General features: G+C 50.5%; 12 protein-coding genes. 7 read left to right on the top strand and 5 right to left on the bottom strand.

Annotation, left to right across the window (positions count from 1 at the left end):
* Position 1: 1 nt before the first annotated feature.
* Together AC50X8_RS05800 and AC50X8_RS05795 are read right to left on the bottom strand one after the other, a co-directional pair.
* Complete coding sequence (locus AC50X8_RS05800) at positions 2–493, bottom strand: cation:proton antiporter regulatory subunit (protein WP_056031871.1); 492 nt, start codon at positions 491–493, stop codon at positions 2–4.
* A 73-nt stretch (positions 494–566) separates the two neighbouring features.
* The gene (locus tag AC50X8_RS05795) at positions 567–932 is read right to left on the bottom strand and encodes a hypothetical protein (protein WP_056031868.1); all 366 of its coding nucleotides are present in this window, start codon (positions 930–932) and stop codon (positions 567–569) included.
* Between the two features lie 154 nt (positions 933–1,086).
* Here AC50X8_RS05795 and AC50X8_RS05790 point away from each other — a divergent pair, with 154 nt between their 5' ends.
* Positions 1,087–1,548 (top strand): cupin domain-containing protein, encoded by a 462-nt coding sequence (locus AC50X8_RS05790; protein ID WP_200931603.1) that lies wholly within the window; start codon positions 1,087–1,089, stop codon positions 1,546–1,548.
* Positions 1,549–1,642: 94 nt separating this feature from the next.
* Here AC50X8_RS05790 and AC50X8_RS05785 read toward each other — a convergent pair whose 3' ends face one another.
* Positions 1,643–3,202, bottom strand: a complete 1,560-nt coding sequence (locus AC50X8_RS05785) for an HD-GYP domain-containing protein (RefSeq protein WP_494879029.1) — start codon at positions 3,200–3,202, stop codon at positions 1,643–1,645.
* 206 nt (positions 3,203–3,408) lie between these two features.
* Here AC50X8_RS05785 and AC50X8_RS05780 point away from each other — a divergent pair, with 206 nt between their 5' ends.
* Complete coding sequence (locus AC50X8_RS05780) at positions 3,409–4,617, top strand: MFS transporter (RefSeq protein WP_494879028.1); 1,209 nt, start codon at positions 3,409–3,411, stop codon at positions 4,615–4,617.
* A 70-nt stretch (positions 4,618–4,687) separates the two neighbouring features.
* On the opposite strand, the gene AC50X8_RS05775 is transcribed toward AC50X8_RS05780, so the two are convergent.
* Entirely contained in the window at positions 4,688–6,487 is a 1,800-nt protein-coding gene (locus AC50X8_RS05775) for a 5'-nucleotidase C-terminal domain-containing protein (protein WP_494879073.1), read from the bottom strand.
* Positions 6,488–6,696: 209 nt separating this feature from the next.
* Here AC50X8_RS05775 and deoR point away from each other — a divergent pair, with 209 nt between their 5' ends.
* The 3 genes from deoR to AC50X8_RS05760 are packed head-to-tail and all read left to right on the top strand — an operon-like array spanning position 6,697 to position 9,793.
* Positions 6,697–7,653, top strand: coding sequence for a DNA-binding transcriptional repressor DeoR (gene deoR / locus AC50X8_RS05770; protein WP_056031859.1), 957 nt, complete (start codon positions 6,697–6,699; stop codon positions 7,651–7,653).
* Between the two features lie 41 nt (positions 7,654–7,694).
* Positions 7,695–8,375, top strand: a complete 681-nt coding sequence (deoC, locus tag AC50X8_RS05765; RefSeq protein WP_494863845.1) for a deoxyribose-phosphate aldolase — start codon at positions 7,695–7,697, stop codon at positions 8,373–8,375.
* Positions 8,376–8,386: 11 nt separating this feature from the next.
* On the top strand, positions 8,387–9,793 hold the full coding sequence (locus tag AC50X8_RS05760; protein ID WP_494879027.1) for a SulP family inorganic anion transporter: 1,407 nt from the start codon (positions 8,387–8,389) through the stop codon (positions 9,791–9,793).
* A gap of 95 nt (positions 9,794–9,888) precedes the next feature.
* On the opposite strand, the gene AC50X8_RS05755 is transcribed toward AC50X8_RS05760, so the two are convergent.
* Positions 9,889–11,010, bottom strand: coding sequence for a foldase protein PrsA (locus AC50X8_RS05755; protein ID WP_056031852.1), 1,122 nt, complete (start codon positions 11,008–11,010; stop codon positions 9,889–9,891).
* Between the two features lie 293 nt (positions 11,011–11,303).
* Here AC50X8_RS05755 and mgrA point away from each other — a divergent pair, with 293 nt between their 5' ends.
* Together mgrA and AC50X8_RS05745 are read left to right on the top strand one after the other, a co-directional pair.
* The gene (gene mgrA / locus AC50X8_RS05750; RefSeq protein WP_056031849.1) at positions 11,304–12,296 is read left to right on the top strand and encodes an L-glyceraldehyde 3-phosphate reductase; all 993 of its coding nucleotides are present in this window, start codon (positions 11,304–11,306) and stop codon (positions 12,294–12,296) included.
* A 158-nt stretch (positions 12,297–12,454) separates the two neighbouring features.
* Positions 12,455–16,297, top strand: coding sequence for a response regulator (locus tag AC50X8_RS05745; protein WP_056031846.1), 3,843 nt, complete (start codon positions 12,455–12,457; stop codon positions 16,295–16,297).
* Positions 16,298–16,399: the final 102 nt, after the last annotated feature.

Below are 16,399 nucleotides of genomic sequence, written 5' to 3'. Positions count from 1 at the left end.
ATTAACGGCTCCCATTCACGAGCAGCTGCTTAAGCGTCTTAAGATGCGGGCGTTCACCTGCAACTATCAGTGTAGAATCGGCTTTGAAAATATAATCCGGACCCGGATTAATATGCTTGCCGTCCTTGTCGATCGCGGCAATAATCGTCGTCCCCGTCCGCTTGCGGATATCAGAGTCTCCGATCGTTTTGCCTACGCAGCTTGCTCCGGCTTCGACTTTATACCACTCAATAGTCAAATCGTCGAGCGCGACTTCAATCGTCTCAAGCGCCTTCGGCGTATAGGTCATTCCTCCAATAATGGCAGCAACCTGACGGGCCTCCTCGTCATCCATGGAAACCATGGAAATGCTGTCATCTGGATCATCGTATTCAAAATGGTACATTTCTCTTCTTCCGTCATCATGGATGACGACAACGAGCTTGTCGCCGCCTCTCGTCTCCATTTGATACTTACGTCCAATGCCTGGTAAATCCGATTCTCTAATATTCATATTCGCCAGCTCCTATATCGTGAGTTTGTGTGGGTATCATGATAGGACGGATACGTATAATGCTGGCAATAGATTATATAAAGCTTCCGGTGAATTTAACAGGCATCAAAAATAAATCCTTTATTTGCTGCGGTATAAAGGCACGGCGAATGGATAGTGGAATCAGCCGCTGCTTTCGGCATGCGAGTATTCCTAAAATAATGGTGATGCCTATAAGCGTCATCTGGAAAAGCTGCTTCAAAATACCGGATTGATATCGGATCGCGACACCATGATGGTCCCCTGCTGCAATCGTCAGTTGGTCGGAGGGAGATTTCAGCTCGGGCAAGTCCTCCGCCTGATAAGCAAATAGTATGGCTGTACACAGCAATGCTAGTATGATCAGGCCTTTCACTAACCGGCTTTGCCTTGCCGGCTGCTGCAAAACGTTGTTGTTCATCTATTCACCCCCTGTCTCTTATTACTATTATAAATGATTGTAGGCCGAATGTCACAAGGCTGCTGCGAAAGGTATTGACGTTGTCCCAAGTGTTGGATACACTGGGGGAATTAAATGAAATAAGCATTTTTTCCAGCTGGAAGGAGATTGAATGATGAGTGAAGCGAACAAGGCGATTTCGCCGTTAGTTGAAGCATTGGGCTTACAACCGCATGTAGAGGGCGGTTGGTATAAAGAATTGTGGAAGGCTTCCTTCCAAATTCCGCAGGAGCTGCTGGGTGAGGCTTATTCCGGACCACGTGCCGCAGCGTCCTCGATTTATTTTTTATTGCATCCGCATGAGATGTCGGATTGGCATAAAGTACTATCTGATGAGCTGTGGATTTGGCATTCAGGCGGCCCAATTACCCTTTCCCTGGGCGGCACTTCAGACGACCCAACGCTTAGAAAGGAAATTATTGTAGGCGGCGATGTGCTGAATGGCCAGCAGCCGCAAGCGGTAGTGCCAGCAGGCGAGTGGCAAATGTCGCAGCCGATTGGCGATGAGCCATCGCTGTTCTCCTGTATTGTTTCCCCGGGCTTCCATTATGATGATTTCCAATTAATTAAACGTTAATCCAAATATTCAAACGATTTTATAAAAAGATCCGCCTCATGCAGGCGGATTTTTTTGGTCTTTATGCTGCTGTGCATCGAGCGTCAGAGCTCGCTTACGCCTCTGCACGCGTATCTTCTGAAGCTTGCTGCTCCTGCTCCCTATGCCAGCGGATGAATAGCTCTGCAAGGCCAGGGTCCCACTGGGTTCCCTTGCCTTCTTCCAAAATGGTGAGCGCCTTGCATACAGTCATGCCCTTGCGGTAGGGGCGATCGGAGGTCATCGCATCGAAGGCATCAGCGATGGCAATGACTTTGCCGAGCAGCGGAATATTTTCGCCTGCGAGCCCGTCGGGATAGCCTTTGCCATCAAAACGTTCATGATGGGAGCGCACGCCCGGCAGCAGATGCTCCATCGCATCAGCCGGCTCAATGCGCCGTAAAATATTTTCACCCAAAATCGGATGCTGCTTGATTTGATCGAACTCCTCGTCAGTCAGCTTGCCGTCCTTCAGCAGCACGGCGTCACGGACACCGATTTTGCCAATATCATGGAGCAGCGCCGACTTGCGAATCGTATCCAATACGGAATCGTCCCAGCCAGCGAGCTTCCCGATGAGCACAGCGTATTCAGCTACGCGCTCGGAATGCCCGGCGGTGTAGAGGTCGCGAGCCTCAAGCGCCGCAGCTAGGGTAATGAAATAGCTTTGCAGCAGTTGGGCGTTGCGCTTCTCGCGCTCCTTCAGCCCATCGACCATATGGTTGAATCCGGCCACAAGCTTGGAAAACTCATCCGAATAAATATCCTCGGCCTTATGGTCGAGATTGCCTTCCTGAACGCTGACCAACGCCTGCTGAAGCGTCTCGATCGGCGACTGAATATCCTTGGAGAGCAGCGATGCGCTAAGCCAGGAAAATAAAATGCCAATAATAAGAATGAGGACGGCCCATTGCCAGTAGGCGGCAGAAGCGGAGCTGGTACTGGCGTACCCCTCTATGCGAATTTGAGTCGCCAGGCTGAACATAAGCATCGGCAGCGTTCCGATAATAAAAGCGCTGAGCAGAAACTTGCGCCTGATTGTCACCAGAACTTGCCCCTCCAGCGTCAAATCAGCGTTAAACCGTTTAATATGCATCGCGCGTATATGCGTAATGAGCGGCGGTATCGCCCTGGTTGTCAGAAAAAACTCAAGCATGGCATGCATCGCCGCAATCAGCACCGCACATGCCGCGCCTATCGCAATATAGTAATAAGGAAATACGATCCATTGCAGCTTTATACTTATATAAGTGAGACTGCCAACGGGAATCGCCAAACCTAGAAAATGGGGACCGGCGATCCGTTTAACCGATAAAAGCGGAAAGTTATGTACTTGTAAATATGCCTCTCGGAGCTGGGCAGAAGTAGCTTCTATGTAAAAAATATCGCGTATAGGCTTAATATGCCGTTTGAAAGCCAACCATTCGCAGCTGAACATGATGATCAGCGAAACGACGAGCAGCAGCGCCAGCCGAAAAATTTCAATGCTGGATAGCTGCAAGGTTGAAAAGATGAGGATGCTTCCTACCCCAAGGACAGCGACAGCCCCGCCAAACAGATAATTACGGATAAGCTGAACAATAAATTTTTTGAAAATAATCCCATCGAGCCGTTCATCGCTTATCATTTGTTTCATAGACAGGCTCCTCACTTCGCATGGAAAATGAGATTTCTGAAGACAACCTCTCCTACAGGTTATCACACTTGCCGAAGACCGCAATAGAAAATTGAAGACAGTCGTTTTCATCGTAGACAGGGTATTCAAACTGCTATATGATGAACGAATCGTAAGGGGATCGGAACTTCTCATACTTAGATTGAAATCATAAAGGAGATAGAAAAATGCGCGAGGCGCTATGGTCAAAAAATTTCATTTTATTAATGGGCTCTAATCTGCTGCTGTTTATGGCGCTTGAGATGCTGCTGCCGACACTTCCCGTGTTTGCCGCGGAGCAGGGAGGCAGCCAAACACAAATTGGCCTAATTATGGGCTTATTTACGTTTACGGCCGTCATTTCCCGGCTTGGAACAGGCTATGGCATAAAGCGGCTGGGCCAGAAGAAGCTGCTGCTTCTTGGAGTAGCCATCAGTCTTATCGCGCTTACCGGCTATTATTTAGCTGCGACCCTTGCCGTACTGCTTGTGCTGCGCGTCGTGCACGGCGTCGGCTTCGGCATTGCAACGACGCTGTTCGGCACAGCGGCATCCGATTTAGTGCCAGCCTCTCGAAGAGGGGAAGGCATGGGCTTTTTTGCGACAGGGAATTCGATCTCATTCGCTTTAGGACCCTTTTTTGGCATTTGGATTATGACGGAATATGGCTTTAAGGCACTGTTTTTAATCGGGGCAGTTGTTATGCTGCTTAGCTTGATCAGTACCTGCTTTGTCCGTTTTCCGCGTGTGGAGAAGAAGGCGCCAGCCGCAGCCGCTCCTGTGGCGGAAACGGGAAGCTGGATGGACAACGTCGTGGAGCGCAAGGCGTTTATGCCTTCGCTGCTTGGCCTGATTATCGGCATCCCCTTCGGCACGGTGCTCAGCTTTATCGCTTTGTTTGGCAAAGAGCAGGGCCTGGGCAGTGTCGGCATTTTCTTCCTTGTCGTGGCCATCAGCGAGTTTCTGATCCGCTTTATTAGCGGCCCGTTGTTTGATCGCAAAGGGCGCATGTGGGTGCTGCTGCCTGCTGCTATTCTATGCATTATTGCTAGCGTCATGCTTTATTTTACGCATTCTACGGCGATGCTGCTGCTGTCGGGGCTGTTTTATGGCTTTGGCTTTGGGGCCCTGTTCCCAGCGCTGCAGGCTTGGGTTATCGATCTCGTAGAGCCAGAGCGCAGAGGCGTAGCGACGGCGACCTATTACAATGCTTTTGACATCGGCATCGGAAGCGGTTCAATATTGCTGGGAGCTGTAGCGGCTGTGACCAATTATTCGACGATGTATTTGCTGTCTGGCGGTTTTTTCATCTTGTACATTGTGCTGTATGTAGGCTTTGAACGCAGGCTGCGCCGCAATTCCAGCAGCAAGTCCAGCAGCAAGTCAATGCAAGCCTAGCCGGGACATGTCAGAGATATAATAGAAACAGCCCTTCACCATTTAAAAATGGCGGAGGGCTGTTTTGCTGCTATGCCGGAATTTTGAGCTGCTGTCCGATGTAAATGCGATCGGGATTTTTAATTTGGTTTACGTCGCGAATCGCCTGCCACGTCGTATTATAGCGCTTCGCAATCGACCAGAGCGTATCGCCTTTTTTCACCGTGTAGTTGGCATAGTCGGCAGCCTTCGCAGGCTCCTCCTGAGTGGTGCCTGCCGGAGACGACGGGCCGGGCTGGATAACTTCCGGCTTAGGCTTCGTGCTGGTAGAAGGGGAAGCGGAGCTAGACGTTGTTCCCTCCGTAATACGTCCTTCAACAGCTGGATTTGCTGCTGTCCCAAGCTCCCGCAAATAGCTCGTGAGCGCTTCGTCCAGTGCGCCAAACATGCCGGCCTGCGGATAGCTGGCGAACATCGTATATTCATCGCCGCCGGCTGCTATAAAATCATTCGTCGCGAGCGAATATTGTTTTTTCGCATCGAGCGGAGCGCCGCCTACCGTAACGGAATGGACACGCGAGCCTTTTGCCTTGGCGGTATCGATCTTGAAGGCGATGCCGGATACTTGCGGAAAAGCGCCCTTCGGATTCGGATAATCCGAAACGCCATTTTCCAAAGCGGCTTTAATATCGGCGCCTGTGACGTTAAGCGTCACGATTTGATTGCCGAAAGGCAGCACCGTAATGATCTCGCCCTGCGTAATGATTCCTTCATCAATTGAAGCGCGGATACCGCCGCCATTCGTTAGGGCGATGTCGGCCTTCGTGATTGAGCGCAGGCTGTCGGCAATCAAATTGCCTAAATTCGTTTCTCCCGCGCGAACCTGCTCGCGCTCGCCATCAAGCTTCACAGCGGTTTCGCCAACCTCGGTTGAGAGGATTTCCTGTTGCTCAGCGACGATGGAATCGACCAGCTCAGCAATTTTTTGATCAGGGGCAATTGCTGCAGCAGCTTTGTAATCAATCAGCCTGGCTTCTTTGCTGATTACTTTGCCTTGATCGATCCATAAATCGACGACGCCAATGTATTTGGTATATTCACCGGCGCTTGCAATAAGGGTGCCATGGCCAGCTTCAAGCCCTTTTTCCAGCACCGTATGGCTGTGCCCATCAATAAAAACATCAATGCCGGCAACTTCCTTGGCAATGCCAATGCTCGTATCGACGCTCGACTCATCCTGTCCGATATGGCCGAGTGCCACGATGACGTCGACCTGGTCCTTCAGCTCGGCGACGATCGTTTTCGCCTCCTCGGCTGGGTCGGTGAACACAAGTCCATCGACATTTTTCGGATGCGTCTTGTAGGCGGTTTCGGGTGTGGTCAGGCCAAAGATACCGATTTTCACGCCGTCCACCTCTTTAATGACATAAGGATGAAACAGCGGCGAATCGTCTTTCTTTACTCTAATGTTGGCGCTCAGAAGCGGATATTCCATTTGGGGTTCTAGCTCGACGAGGCGGTTGTAGCCATAATTAAATTCATGATTTCCGGGGACTGCCGCATCGTAGCCCATTGCGTTCATGACGCGTACGACGCTTTCGCCTTCTACGAGCGTGGCAAAGGTAGTGCCGTGAATGGCATCGCCGCCATCAAGCAGGAGCGTGTTCGGATTGCTGGCCCTGTAGCTGTCGATAATTCCGGCCAGCCGTGCAAAGCCGAGCTCACCGTTGCTTTCGGATTCTACCGCCCGGGCATGCATATCGTTCGTATGCAGCAGCGTAATATGCTTGCCGGCCTTCTCTGGGGTGGATGCAGCCGCCGAGACGCTTGCAGCGCCTAGAAGCAGGGCTGCGGTCAAAAGAATGGATGTGAACCACTTAAACTTGTTCAACATAGCAGGTGATACCTCCCATCAGAATGTCGTTTATGGTCGCGCCTTATACGTATTCCACATGTTGACATGAAAATCCTGTCCAAAAGCTGTAGTTGTTGTTTTGCTTTTTTCCTTATATAATGAAACTGAAATATTGCTTACAATTCTTTGAACATATTCTCAAGATAGATAAATGTGGAAGAGCGACTCACCAAAGGAGATGCCCGATGGAGGAACTCAGCGACAAAAAGATGAAAATGATTGAAGCAGCGCGCATGTACTATGAGCTTGACTACAATCAGCAGGAAATAGCCAAGAAGCTCGGCGTGTCACGTCCAACGGTTTCGCGTTTTTTGCAGCAGGCGAAGGTTGACGGTATCGTACAGATCAAGATTATGGACCCGGCAGCAGACAATGCGGACCGCGAGCGGCAATTGCAGGAGCGCTTCGGCTTGAAGCGCGCAATTGTAGCCACGGTACCTAAGTATGAGGATGCGATGGCCAAGCGGGTAATTGGAGAAGCTGCCGCTGCGTTTCTGAATGAAACGGTGCAGGATGGCGATACGATAGCCGTTACCTGGGGCACGACGTTATATGAAGTAGCGACCCGTCTGCCGAACAAGCATGCGAAGAAGGTCAAGGTGGTGCAGCTCAACGGAGGTGTCAGCCATTCCGAGACCGATACGTATGCCCACGAGATCGCGCAGCTGTTCGCTAAAGCTTATCAAACGTCGCCTTATTTGATTCCGCTTCCAGCTATTGTTGACCATGCGGTTGTGAAGCATGCGATTGAAGCGGATCGTCATATACGCAAAATTCTTGATATGGGCAAAAAAGCGAATATCGCTGTTGTTACCGTAGGAGCGCCAACCGAGGATTCGGTGCTGATGCGGGCGAATTATTTTTCCGATGAGGATTTGGGCATTATTTTCTCGCGCGGCGTAGGGGATATTTGCTCAAGATTCATAGATATTAACGGGCAGTTGGTCAGCGAGGAGCTGGACTTGCGCACGATTGGCATTGATTTGGGCGAGCTGAAGCGCAAGGAATGGTCCGTGCTGGTAGCTGGCGGCCCAAGCAAGGTCGAAGCGGTGTATGGTGCGCTTGCTGGTCAATATGCGAATACGTTGATTACTGATCACATTACGGCGAAGCATCTGCTGGATTACAAGCCGGAGGCGTGAACGGGACGGGCTAGAGAGACGATAGGTGGAGGGATTTATTAATGAGCAGTACGAATGCAGCGAATGTAGCTGGAGTTATTGATCACACAATGCTAAAGGCCGACGCGACAAAAGAGGAAATCATTCAGCTTTGTGCCGAAGCGAAAACGTATCATTTTGCCACCGTTTGCGTGAATGCAGGCTGGGTCGCGCTTGCGGCTGCTCAGCTGGCTGGCTCTGGCGTAGGCATTACGACGGTAGCGGGCTTCCCGCTTGGCGCAACGACTTCAAAGGCGAAGGCGGCGGAAGCGGAAGATGCGATTGCCTGCGGGGCTACCGAGGTGGACATGGTGCTGAACATTGGGCTGCTGAAGTCAGGTGACGAAGCAGGCGTGAAGCGCGATGTTGAGGCGGTTGTGGCTGCTTGCAAGGGCAGGGCGATCGTAAAGGTCATTTTGGAAACAGGCTTGCTGACGGATGCGGAAAAGGTGCGGGCTTGCGAAATTTGCAAGGAGGCTGGCGCCGATTTTGTCAAAACGTCGACCGGCTTCGGCAAAGGCGGCGCAACAGAGGAAGATATTGCGCTAATGCGCCGTACAGTTGGGCCAGACATGGGTGTTAAAGCTTCCGGAGGCGTACGAGATTTGGAAACCGCGCTCAAAATGCTTGCTGCTGGCGCCACCCGCATTGGTGCAAGCGCAAGCGTCGCCATCGCGAACGGCGGCAAAGGCGAAGGATATTAGGTGAAAAGGGTATGAGCAGTTTATCTTGGAAACGACAGTGGATGACCGATGTGCGGGTGAATGTGCTGGCGGGCATGACGGCGACGCTCGCACTGGTGCCGGATTCGCTGGCTTTTTCGTTTATGGCGGGAGTACCGCCTGTTGTCGGAATTTATGCTTCAATCTGTATCCTGCTCGTTACGACGTTTCTTGGCGGTCGTCCCGGCATGATTTCCGCAGCCGCAGGCTCGATGGCGGTGCTGATGCTGACGCTTGTAAAGGAGCATGGCATCGAATATTTGTTTGCAGCTACGATTTTGACCGGAATTTTGCAATATTTAATGGGTGTATTTAAGCTGGGCAAGCTGATGAGATATGTGCCGCAGGGCGTGCTGACCGGATTTATTAATGCGCTGGCGATTCTCATCCTCCTGTCGCAGCTGCGTTATTTTCAGGGCGAGTCGTGGCTGATGTATGCGTTAGTCGCGGCGACGCTGGCGATTATTTATTTTCTCCCGCGTTATTTCAAGGCGATTCCTTCGCCGCTTGTGGCAGTCGTCGTGCTAACGTTTGCCGTTTGGGTGTTTGGCATGGACGGTGTAACCCGGGTCGGTGCAATTGACGCTTCGCTGCCATCGTTTCTGCTGCCGAATATTCCGCTTAGCTGGGAGACGTTAGCTATCATTTTTCCTTATTCCTTGTCGCTGGCTGTCGTTGGATATACGGAGACGATGCTGACGCATAATTTGCTCGATGAAATGACCGGGGAGCGTACGGACAAAAATAAGGAAATGCGCGGACAAGGCGTTGCGAATGTTGTCGCGGGTTTCTTCGGCGGTATGGCAGGCTGCGCGCTCGTTGCGGAATCGGTGCTTAATGTGAAAATGGGCGGGAAGCATAGGCTGTCTACACTCGTTTCCGCCTTGTTCCTCTTGCTGCTCGCCGTTCTGTTCGGCGATCTGCTGGCGCAGGTGCCGATGGCGGCGCTAGTCGGCATTATGATTATGGTCTGTGTCGCCATCTTCGATTGGCGCTCTGTGTTCAAGCCGCGCAGCGTGCCGCTTGCCGAAACGGTCGTGATGGTAGCGACAGTAGCTGCCGTATTATTCACGCATGATTTGGCTGCTGGCGTGCTGGTCGGCGTGCTGATCAGCTTCGTATGGTTCGTTGTGTCGGTGTCACGCAAGCTGCACATTCATAGCGAATGGGAAGGCAGCAAGCGGACTTATCGGGTGTATGGACAGCTGTTTTTCGCTTCGTCCTCTGGACTTGAAGAACTAATCGAGCTGGACTGCAAAGCTGACGAAATTCATATCGACCTTAGCCAGTCGCGCATTTGGGATCATACGGCGCAGCTGGCACTCAATAAAGTGGTAGAGCGGCTGAAGGCCAGCGGCAAGGAAGTGACCGTGAGCAAAGGGGCTGCCTTGCAAAGCTAAAAAATCGCTGTCCCAAAGGCATTAAGCCTGGCGGACAGCGATTTTTTTTGCTTCATAAGCACGTTCATAAGCATGTGAACCTTATTCGGTTGGGCTTATTGTGCCGCGCTTGCTTCTGGAGAAACAGCTGCGTCTGGATTTGCGCTTGCGTCTGTTTCTTCTTCTGTTTTCTCTTCGAGCGTATTCGTAATCGTTGCTTTGTCGCGAATCTCTTGAATCCAAGTAGCTGATTTCTCTTGAATTTGTTGATTCAGCAGCTGCTTGCGGATTTCTTCCTTCTTCTCTTCAAAAGTCGGGGAAGTTGCCGCTTTAAAGCCGGTTTTCTTAATAATATGGAAACCGAAGCTCGATTTAACGACGTCGCTGATTTGATCAACTTCCAGTGCGAAGGCTGCTTCCTCGAAAGCAGGGTCCATGACGCCTTTGCCGAAGAAGCCAAGATCGCCGCCGTTGTCTTTCGTGCCTGTATCGGTTGATTTTTCTTTCGCCAACGTTGCGAAGTCAGCGCCATCTTTCAATTGTTTCAAAATAGCGTCTGCTTCCTCTTGCGTAGCTACCAGAATGTGCGAAGCTTTAATTTCTTCGCCTGTGCCGTAGGAAGCTTTGTTTTGCTCATAAGCTTCTTTAATTTGATCATCGGTAATGGTAATGGATGGCTCAAGCAGCTTGCGGATTTTCACTTGCGTCTCAGCATCTTTACGCAGGCTCTCCAGCGTTACGCCGTATTGTGCCAGCGCGGCGTTGAACTGCTCGTCCGTGCCGAAGCTTGCTTTCAGCGTATTAATTTCTTCATCGATATCTGCTTCTGTAACCGTAACATTGGAAGCTTTAGCTTCTTGCGTAATCAACTGCTGTGTAATCAGATTGTCGAGCGTTGTTTTACCGCCTGATTTCAGCATTTCCTCATAAAGGTCTTCTTTCGTAATGTCGACTTTGTTAACCGTTGCAACGGCTGCATTGTTGCCACCGCCGAATACCGGTTTAATAGCGACGATTACTAGCAAAATAGCTAAAACTGCTGAAAGTGCAATCCATGCTCCGTTGCCGCTTTTACGGGGTGGCGGGGGAGTTGAACCACCCAAAGGCGCCCCTCCTGCCGCATTCGGTGAAGCTATTGTTGATTCAGTCGTATGTTGATTGTCCTCGTGTGTGTTGGTTTCTTGCTCCGCAGCATTTTTTAACTCTTCTTCTTTACGCTGCGATTCTTGGTTATCCATTCTTCAAACTCCCTTCATCATCTTACACGCTTTTTATAATGGTTTCGCGAAACGTTGCGGTGATCAAGGCCAGCTCACCGTAACCGTTTACGCTTGTCTAACCTACTATAACAAAACTCAGGTTAAAAAACCTTAATCTTAAATAAAAATAAAGGGATTTCAGCAGGAGCTGCTTTTTTGCGCCATGCGTCTTAGCGGTGTACAATGAAGGAGGCAAGCGCTTTATATTTGGTTTGAAGTATAAAATGAAAGTTTCCAACTTTTAATTTTAATAGTAGAGAGGATGTTAATCGATGACGTATTTGCCTGCAAATTCCCGCTATGACGGGATGAAATACAATCGTACCGGCCGCAGCGGACTTCTGCTTCCGGCAGTATCACTGGGCCTCTGGCACAATTTTGGCGGTACGGATCGTCTGGAAAATGGACGGGCGATGGTTCGCCGCGCTTTCGATTTGGGCATTACCCATTTTGACCTTGCTAACAATTACGGGCCGCCTGCTGGCTCTGCTGAAGAGACATTCGGCCAACTGCTCAAGCAGGATTTGGCTGCTTACCGCGATGAGCTTATTATTTCCACAAAAGCCGGATATTATATGTGGAAAGGCCCTTACGGCGAGTGGGGCTCGCGCAAATATTTGGTGGCGAGCCTTGATCAGAGTCTTAAGCGTATGGGGCTGGAATACGTAGATATTTTTTATCATCATCGTCCAGATCCGAACACGCCGCTTGAAGAAACGATGGCTGCGCTTGACCATATCGTTCGCCAAGGCAAGGCGCTCTATGTTGGCTTGTCCAACTACAGTGCGGAGCAGACGGCTGAAGCTTCCCTTATTTTGCAGCGGCTTGGCACGCCTTGCCTCATTCACCAGCCTTCTTATTCGATGTTCAATCGCTGGATTGAAGATGGCTTGCAGGATGTTCTTGATACGGAAGGCATCGGCTCCATCGTGTTCTCGCCGCTCGCTGGCGGCCTCTTGACGAACCGTTATTTGAACGGCATCCCGCAGGATTCCCGCGCGGCAGGACCAAGCTTATTTCTGCAATCCGATCAAATTACGGAAGGCAAGCTTGAGAAAATCAAGCTGCTTAACGCTCATGCTGCCGAGCGCGGGCAGACGCTTGCACAGATGGCGCTCGCATGGGTATTGCGCGGCGGCCGGGTAACATCGGCATTGATCGGCGCAAGCCGTGTGGAGCAAATTGATGATAACGTTGCGGCACTCAGCTCGCTTGACTTCTCTAGCGATGAGCTGGCTCGTATTGAATCGATTTTAAAAGATTAAGGCAAGCGAATTTAGCAATGAGGCACGATCTAAAATAACCATTGTCTTTTTTGAACGCCAGGGCCCTCCGCCTTGGCGTTTTTGCTTCTCCCGCTTTCGTAAAGGCTGTATAATAAACGGGACAACTGACAAACTTTGTCGGATAGGAAGTGAGCCGCTTGAACAACACGTCTCTTAGGGTCAAGGGACTTCTGGTTATAGTATTAATTACCTTTATTCCGCTGCTGTTTGCCGGCATTATTAACTATATGGGCTTAAGACAGGGAATGATTGATTCCGCAACAGAGAAAACATTAAGCCAACTAAACAGCAGTGCGAATAACCTGTCTGCTTGGCTTGCAATCAGGCGGGCGGAAGTATTGGTCATTAGCCGAACCGATGTCGTACGTTATGGAAAAGACGAAGAGAAGCTCAGCTATTTTAACCGTGAGCTTGTGCGGGCAGGCTTTGCCTTCCGCTCCCTTGGCTTTGTGGGCAAGGACGGCATGGCCATACGTACGGATGGCACGCCGTTTGATTTGAGCAACCATTCCTTCTTCCAGACGTCGATTAAAGGGAAGGTGCTGATCAGCGATCCTTTCAAAACAAGCCTTTCGCCAAAAGAACAATTTGTCATAGCCGTTCCGGTCTACAATGAAGAAAATCAAATTGCCGGAATCGTCTATGCAGCTATTGATATGGATATGATTATCCCTTATTTGCAATTGGACAAGCCGGATGCAGCCACCTTCTGGCTGTATAACGAGGAAGGCGTAGTATTGTTCTGTTCGGATGATGGGGTATTGCCGCAGACTGCCATGATGAACGGGAATTTACAGGAAATTCAGGTGAATGAAAAGCTGCTGTCCAATAAGGATGGCATGGAGATCATTTCCTCAAATATGAATGAATACGCAGTATTTCACTCCAAGGTGGATGGTGTGGCCGCTTGGCATTTTATGCTTGAAATGCCGATGTCGGATTTGGAGATCGGGACGCTGCCCGTTCTGCTGAGCATTCTGCTGACGCTCGTTGGCTCAGAGCTTGTCATTGTGCTGCTGTGCTATCTCTTTTTTGCCAATATGGTAAATCGGTTGAAAAATATATTGATCGTCACCGAACAGGCAGCCGCTGGCCAGTTTGATGCCGAGCATCTGTCAGAAATGCCAGGGGACGAGGTAGGCAAGCTGTCGCGTTCGGTGAACGTCATGGTTGTGCGTCTAAGAAGAATGTTTGAACGGCTGGAAGCGATTATTAATCAAAATCAATATTCCTTTGTCGTCCTCGACGAGCATTACCGTATTTCCTATCTCAATAAGAAGGCTGAGGAAATGATCGGCTATAAGACAGAAGAAGTGTCGGGGCATGCGACGCCGCTGCTGTTCATGGACATGGAGGAAATCCGGATAACGGCCGAGGAGCTTAGGGAGAAATTGGGCCGCGAGGTGATACCGGGACTGGATGTGCTCAAGGAGCTGCGCAATGCCGAGTTTTCCTACGAGCGGGAATGGACCTTTATTGCGAAAAATGGCAAACGCATTCCCGTCCTGCTCAGCACGAATGGCCTGCGGGATGCAAATGGGAAATTTACAGGAGCCGTTGGTATGTTTCTGGATATAACCGACAAGCTGCAGGTGGAAAAATCGCGCAATCGGCTGCTTGATATCGTTGGCTCTGCCAAAGATTTGATCGCTTCGGTCGATTCCCAGGGCGAAATGATCTACATTAATCAGGCGGGCAAGGAGATGCTCGGCATCCATGAGGAGGAAATGGATCTTTCTTCGCTGAGTGGGCATCTAAGCAGTGAAATGTTCTTTTATCTCATGAATGGCTCAGAGCTGGCCAAGCAGTACGGGTATTGGGAAGGCAATGTCGAAATTTTGACGAAGAAAAAGCAATTGAAGCATGTATCGCTCGTGCTCGTATCCCATCATAATCGCAGAACAGGAGAGGATTATTTCTCCTGTATTGCGCGGGATATATCGGAGCAAAAAATCATTCAGGAGGAGCTGCTTCAGGCGTCGCAGGATGCGGCGGAGGCAAATGCGGCCAAAGGCAGATTCCTTGCCCTCATGAGCCATGAAATTCGAACGCCGCTGAACGGCATCATCGGACTGACCCAGCTGCTCAAGCGCACGGGATTATCCTATTCGCAGAAAGATTATGTGGACAAAATCAGTACGTCATCCGAGTCACTGCTGCGCATCATTAATGATATTCTCGATTTCTCCAAAGTAGAGGCGGAGAAAATCGAGGTTGAACTGCTAGCTTTCCATCCGGAGGAGCTGCTTGGCCGGGTAGCGGATCAGCTCAGCGTCTTTATGGGCGGCAAGGAGCAGTTCGAATTTTTGATCCATACGGCTTACAATCTGCCCAGCACGCTGCTTGGGGATTTGCTGCGGCTGGAGCAGGTGCTGTTGAATCTATGCATCAATGCGATTAAATTTACGAAAAAAGGCCATGTCAGCCTTCGATTAGAAGTGGTAGAGCTTCGTGAAGCGGAAGTGCAGCTGCGTTTTGTCGTTGAAGATACAGGCATCGGCATGAGCGAGGAGCAGTTGGATAGGCTGTTCCAGCCATTCAGCCAAGCGGATGGATCTACGACGAGGAAATATGGGGGCACAGGGCTTGGCCTTGTTATTTCCCAAAAGCTCGTCACGTTGATGGGCGGAAATCTCATCGCGGAGAGCAAGGCTGACCGCGGCAGTAAATTCAGCTTCGTCATTACATTCCCTATGCTTGAAGAAGCGCCGTCCTACAGCATGGAGCTAGGCGAGGAGATGATTGGACAGCCGGTGTGGATCGTGGAGGACAGCCAAATGATGCGCCACCATTGGTGCGAAAGGCTGGAATCGTTCGAAATGGCCCCGGTTCCCTTCGCTTCCTGGAAGACAGCGCGGGAGCGGCTGCGCCGAATCGGTGCCGGAGCGATGCCGAAGCTGATTTTGCTCGATATGGAAATGCCTGATATGTACGGGGCGGAAACTTGGCTTGAGTTCCATCAGGAGGCTGTGGCGGCAGGCGTGAAGACGGCTGTGCTGACGACTTCATTCGGGCGGGACGAAATGCTGCAAATGCCAGAAAAGGATCGTCCGCTTGCCCTGCTTACAAAGCCGGTTACCCGGTTAGCTATGCTTAACGGCCTGAGAGGAGTTTTGACGGAGCGTTCCTTTATTCCCCCTTGGAACCGAGCGATGAGCGAAGTGGCCGTTGAACAGCGGGAAGGGCGCAATGCGAAAATTTTGCTTGCCGAAGATAATAAAATCAATCAAATCGTCGCTCTGGAAATGTTAAAAGAACGGGGCTACGAAGTAGGTCTGGCCGAAAATGGTCATGAGGTGCTGGAAATGCTGGAGCGGGAGGAATGGCATCTCATTCTCATGGATATTCATATGCCGGAAATGGATGGCATGGAGGCGACGCGATTTATTCGGGCCAATCCCAAATATGATGGGCTGCCGATTATTGCGGTTACCGCCAATGTGCTGCGCGCCGATCATGAGCAGTACAGGCAGCTTGGCATGGATGATATTATAACGAAGCCGATCAGTGCCGGTTTTCTCCATTCCGTACTCTCGCACTGGTTGAATCAGACGGGGATATTGCCGGTATCGACGTTATGGGAGGATGAGCCCCATGTGCAGCCGCAATATGAACAGACGGCTTATTCCTCGCTGCCGGTCATTCCGGGAGTAGATTTGCCGGAGGCGCTCGCCAGAGTGAATGGCAAGCTTCCGATTTTGATGCATATGTTAGAACAATTTCAAGCCGATTACCCTTCATTTATCGACAGATTAATCGCTTCAATGACAGAGAGGGATCTCGTGACCGCCAAGCGTCTCGTGCATACCCTTAGGGGAGCGGCTAGCCATTTATCCGCTTATCAAGTGGCGAATGCGGCGACAGAGCTGGAGCTGCTGTTCAATCAGGAGGAAATAGATGAGCAGGAATGGAGCCAGCGGCTGACAAATCTGGAAGAAGAATTGACACATTTGCTCAAATGTTTGCAACAAGACAAGTGACAAAAGTTCGACAAAAAACCCTAACAATTCTCTAACAAATTATTGTAGTCTGTCACAGCTATATTGTATAGTAAGAAGACAGACTAAATTCGACAGAAATCT

The sequence above is a fragment of the Paenibacillus sp. JT22N15 genome (assembly GCF_059383755.1).
This window is presented reverse-complemented; position numbering and strand designations above follow the sequence as displayed.

What these genes read in the sequence shown, in the direction of transcription:
- AC50X8_RS05800 (WP_056031871.1), bottom strand. Translation starts at nt 493, where the DNA reads ATGAATATTAGAGAATCGGATTTACCAGGCATTGGACGTAAGTATCAA.
- AC50X8_RS05795 (WP_056031868.1), bottom strand. Translation starts at nt 932, where the DNA reads ATGAACAACAACGTTTTGCAGCAGCCGGCAAGGCAAAGCCGGTTAGTG.
- AC50X8_RS05790 (WP_200931603.1), top strand. Translation starts at nt 1,087, where the DNA reads ATGAGTGAAGCGAACAAGGCGATTTCGCCGTTAGTTGAAGCATTGGGC.
- AC50X8_RS05785 (WP_494879029.1), bottom strand. Translation starts at nt 3,202, where the DNA reads ATGAAACAAATGATAAGCGATGAACGGCTCGATGGGATTATTTTCAAA.
- AC50X8_RS05780 (WP_494879028.1), top strand. Translation starts at nt 3,409, where the DNA reads ATGCGCGAGGCGCTATGGTCAAAAAATTTCATTTTATTAATGGGCTCT.
- deoR (WP_056031859.1), top strand. Translation starts at nt 6,697, where the DNA reads ATGGAGGAACTCAGCGACAAAAAGATGAAAATGATTGAAGCAGCGCGC.
- deoC (WP_494863845.1), top strand. Translation starts at nt 7,695, where the DNA reads ATGAGCAGTACGAATGCAGCGAATGTAGCTGGAGTTATTGATCACACA.
- AC50X8_RS05760 (WP_494879027.1), top strand. Translation starts at nt 8,387, where the DNA reads ATGAGCAGTTTATCTTGGAAACGACAGTGGATGACCGATGTGCGGGTG.
- AC50X8_RS05755 (WP_056031852.1), bottom strand. Translation starts at nt 11,010, where the DNA reads ATGGATAACCAAGAATCGCAGCGTAAAGAAGAAGAGTTAAAAAATGCT.
- mgrA (WP_056031849.1), top strand. Translation starts at nt 11,304, where the DNA reads ATGACGTATTTGCCTGCAAATTCCCGCTATGACGGGATGAAATACAAT.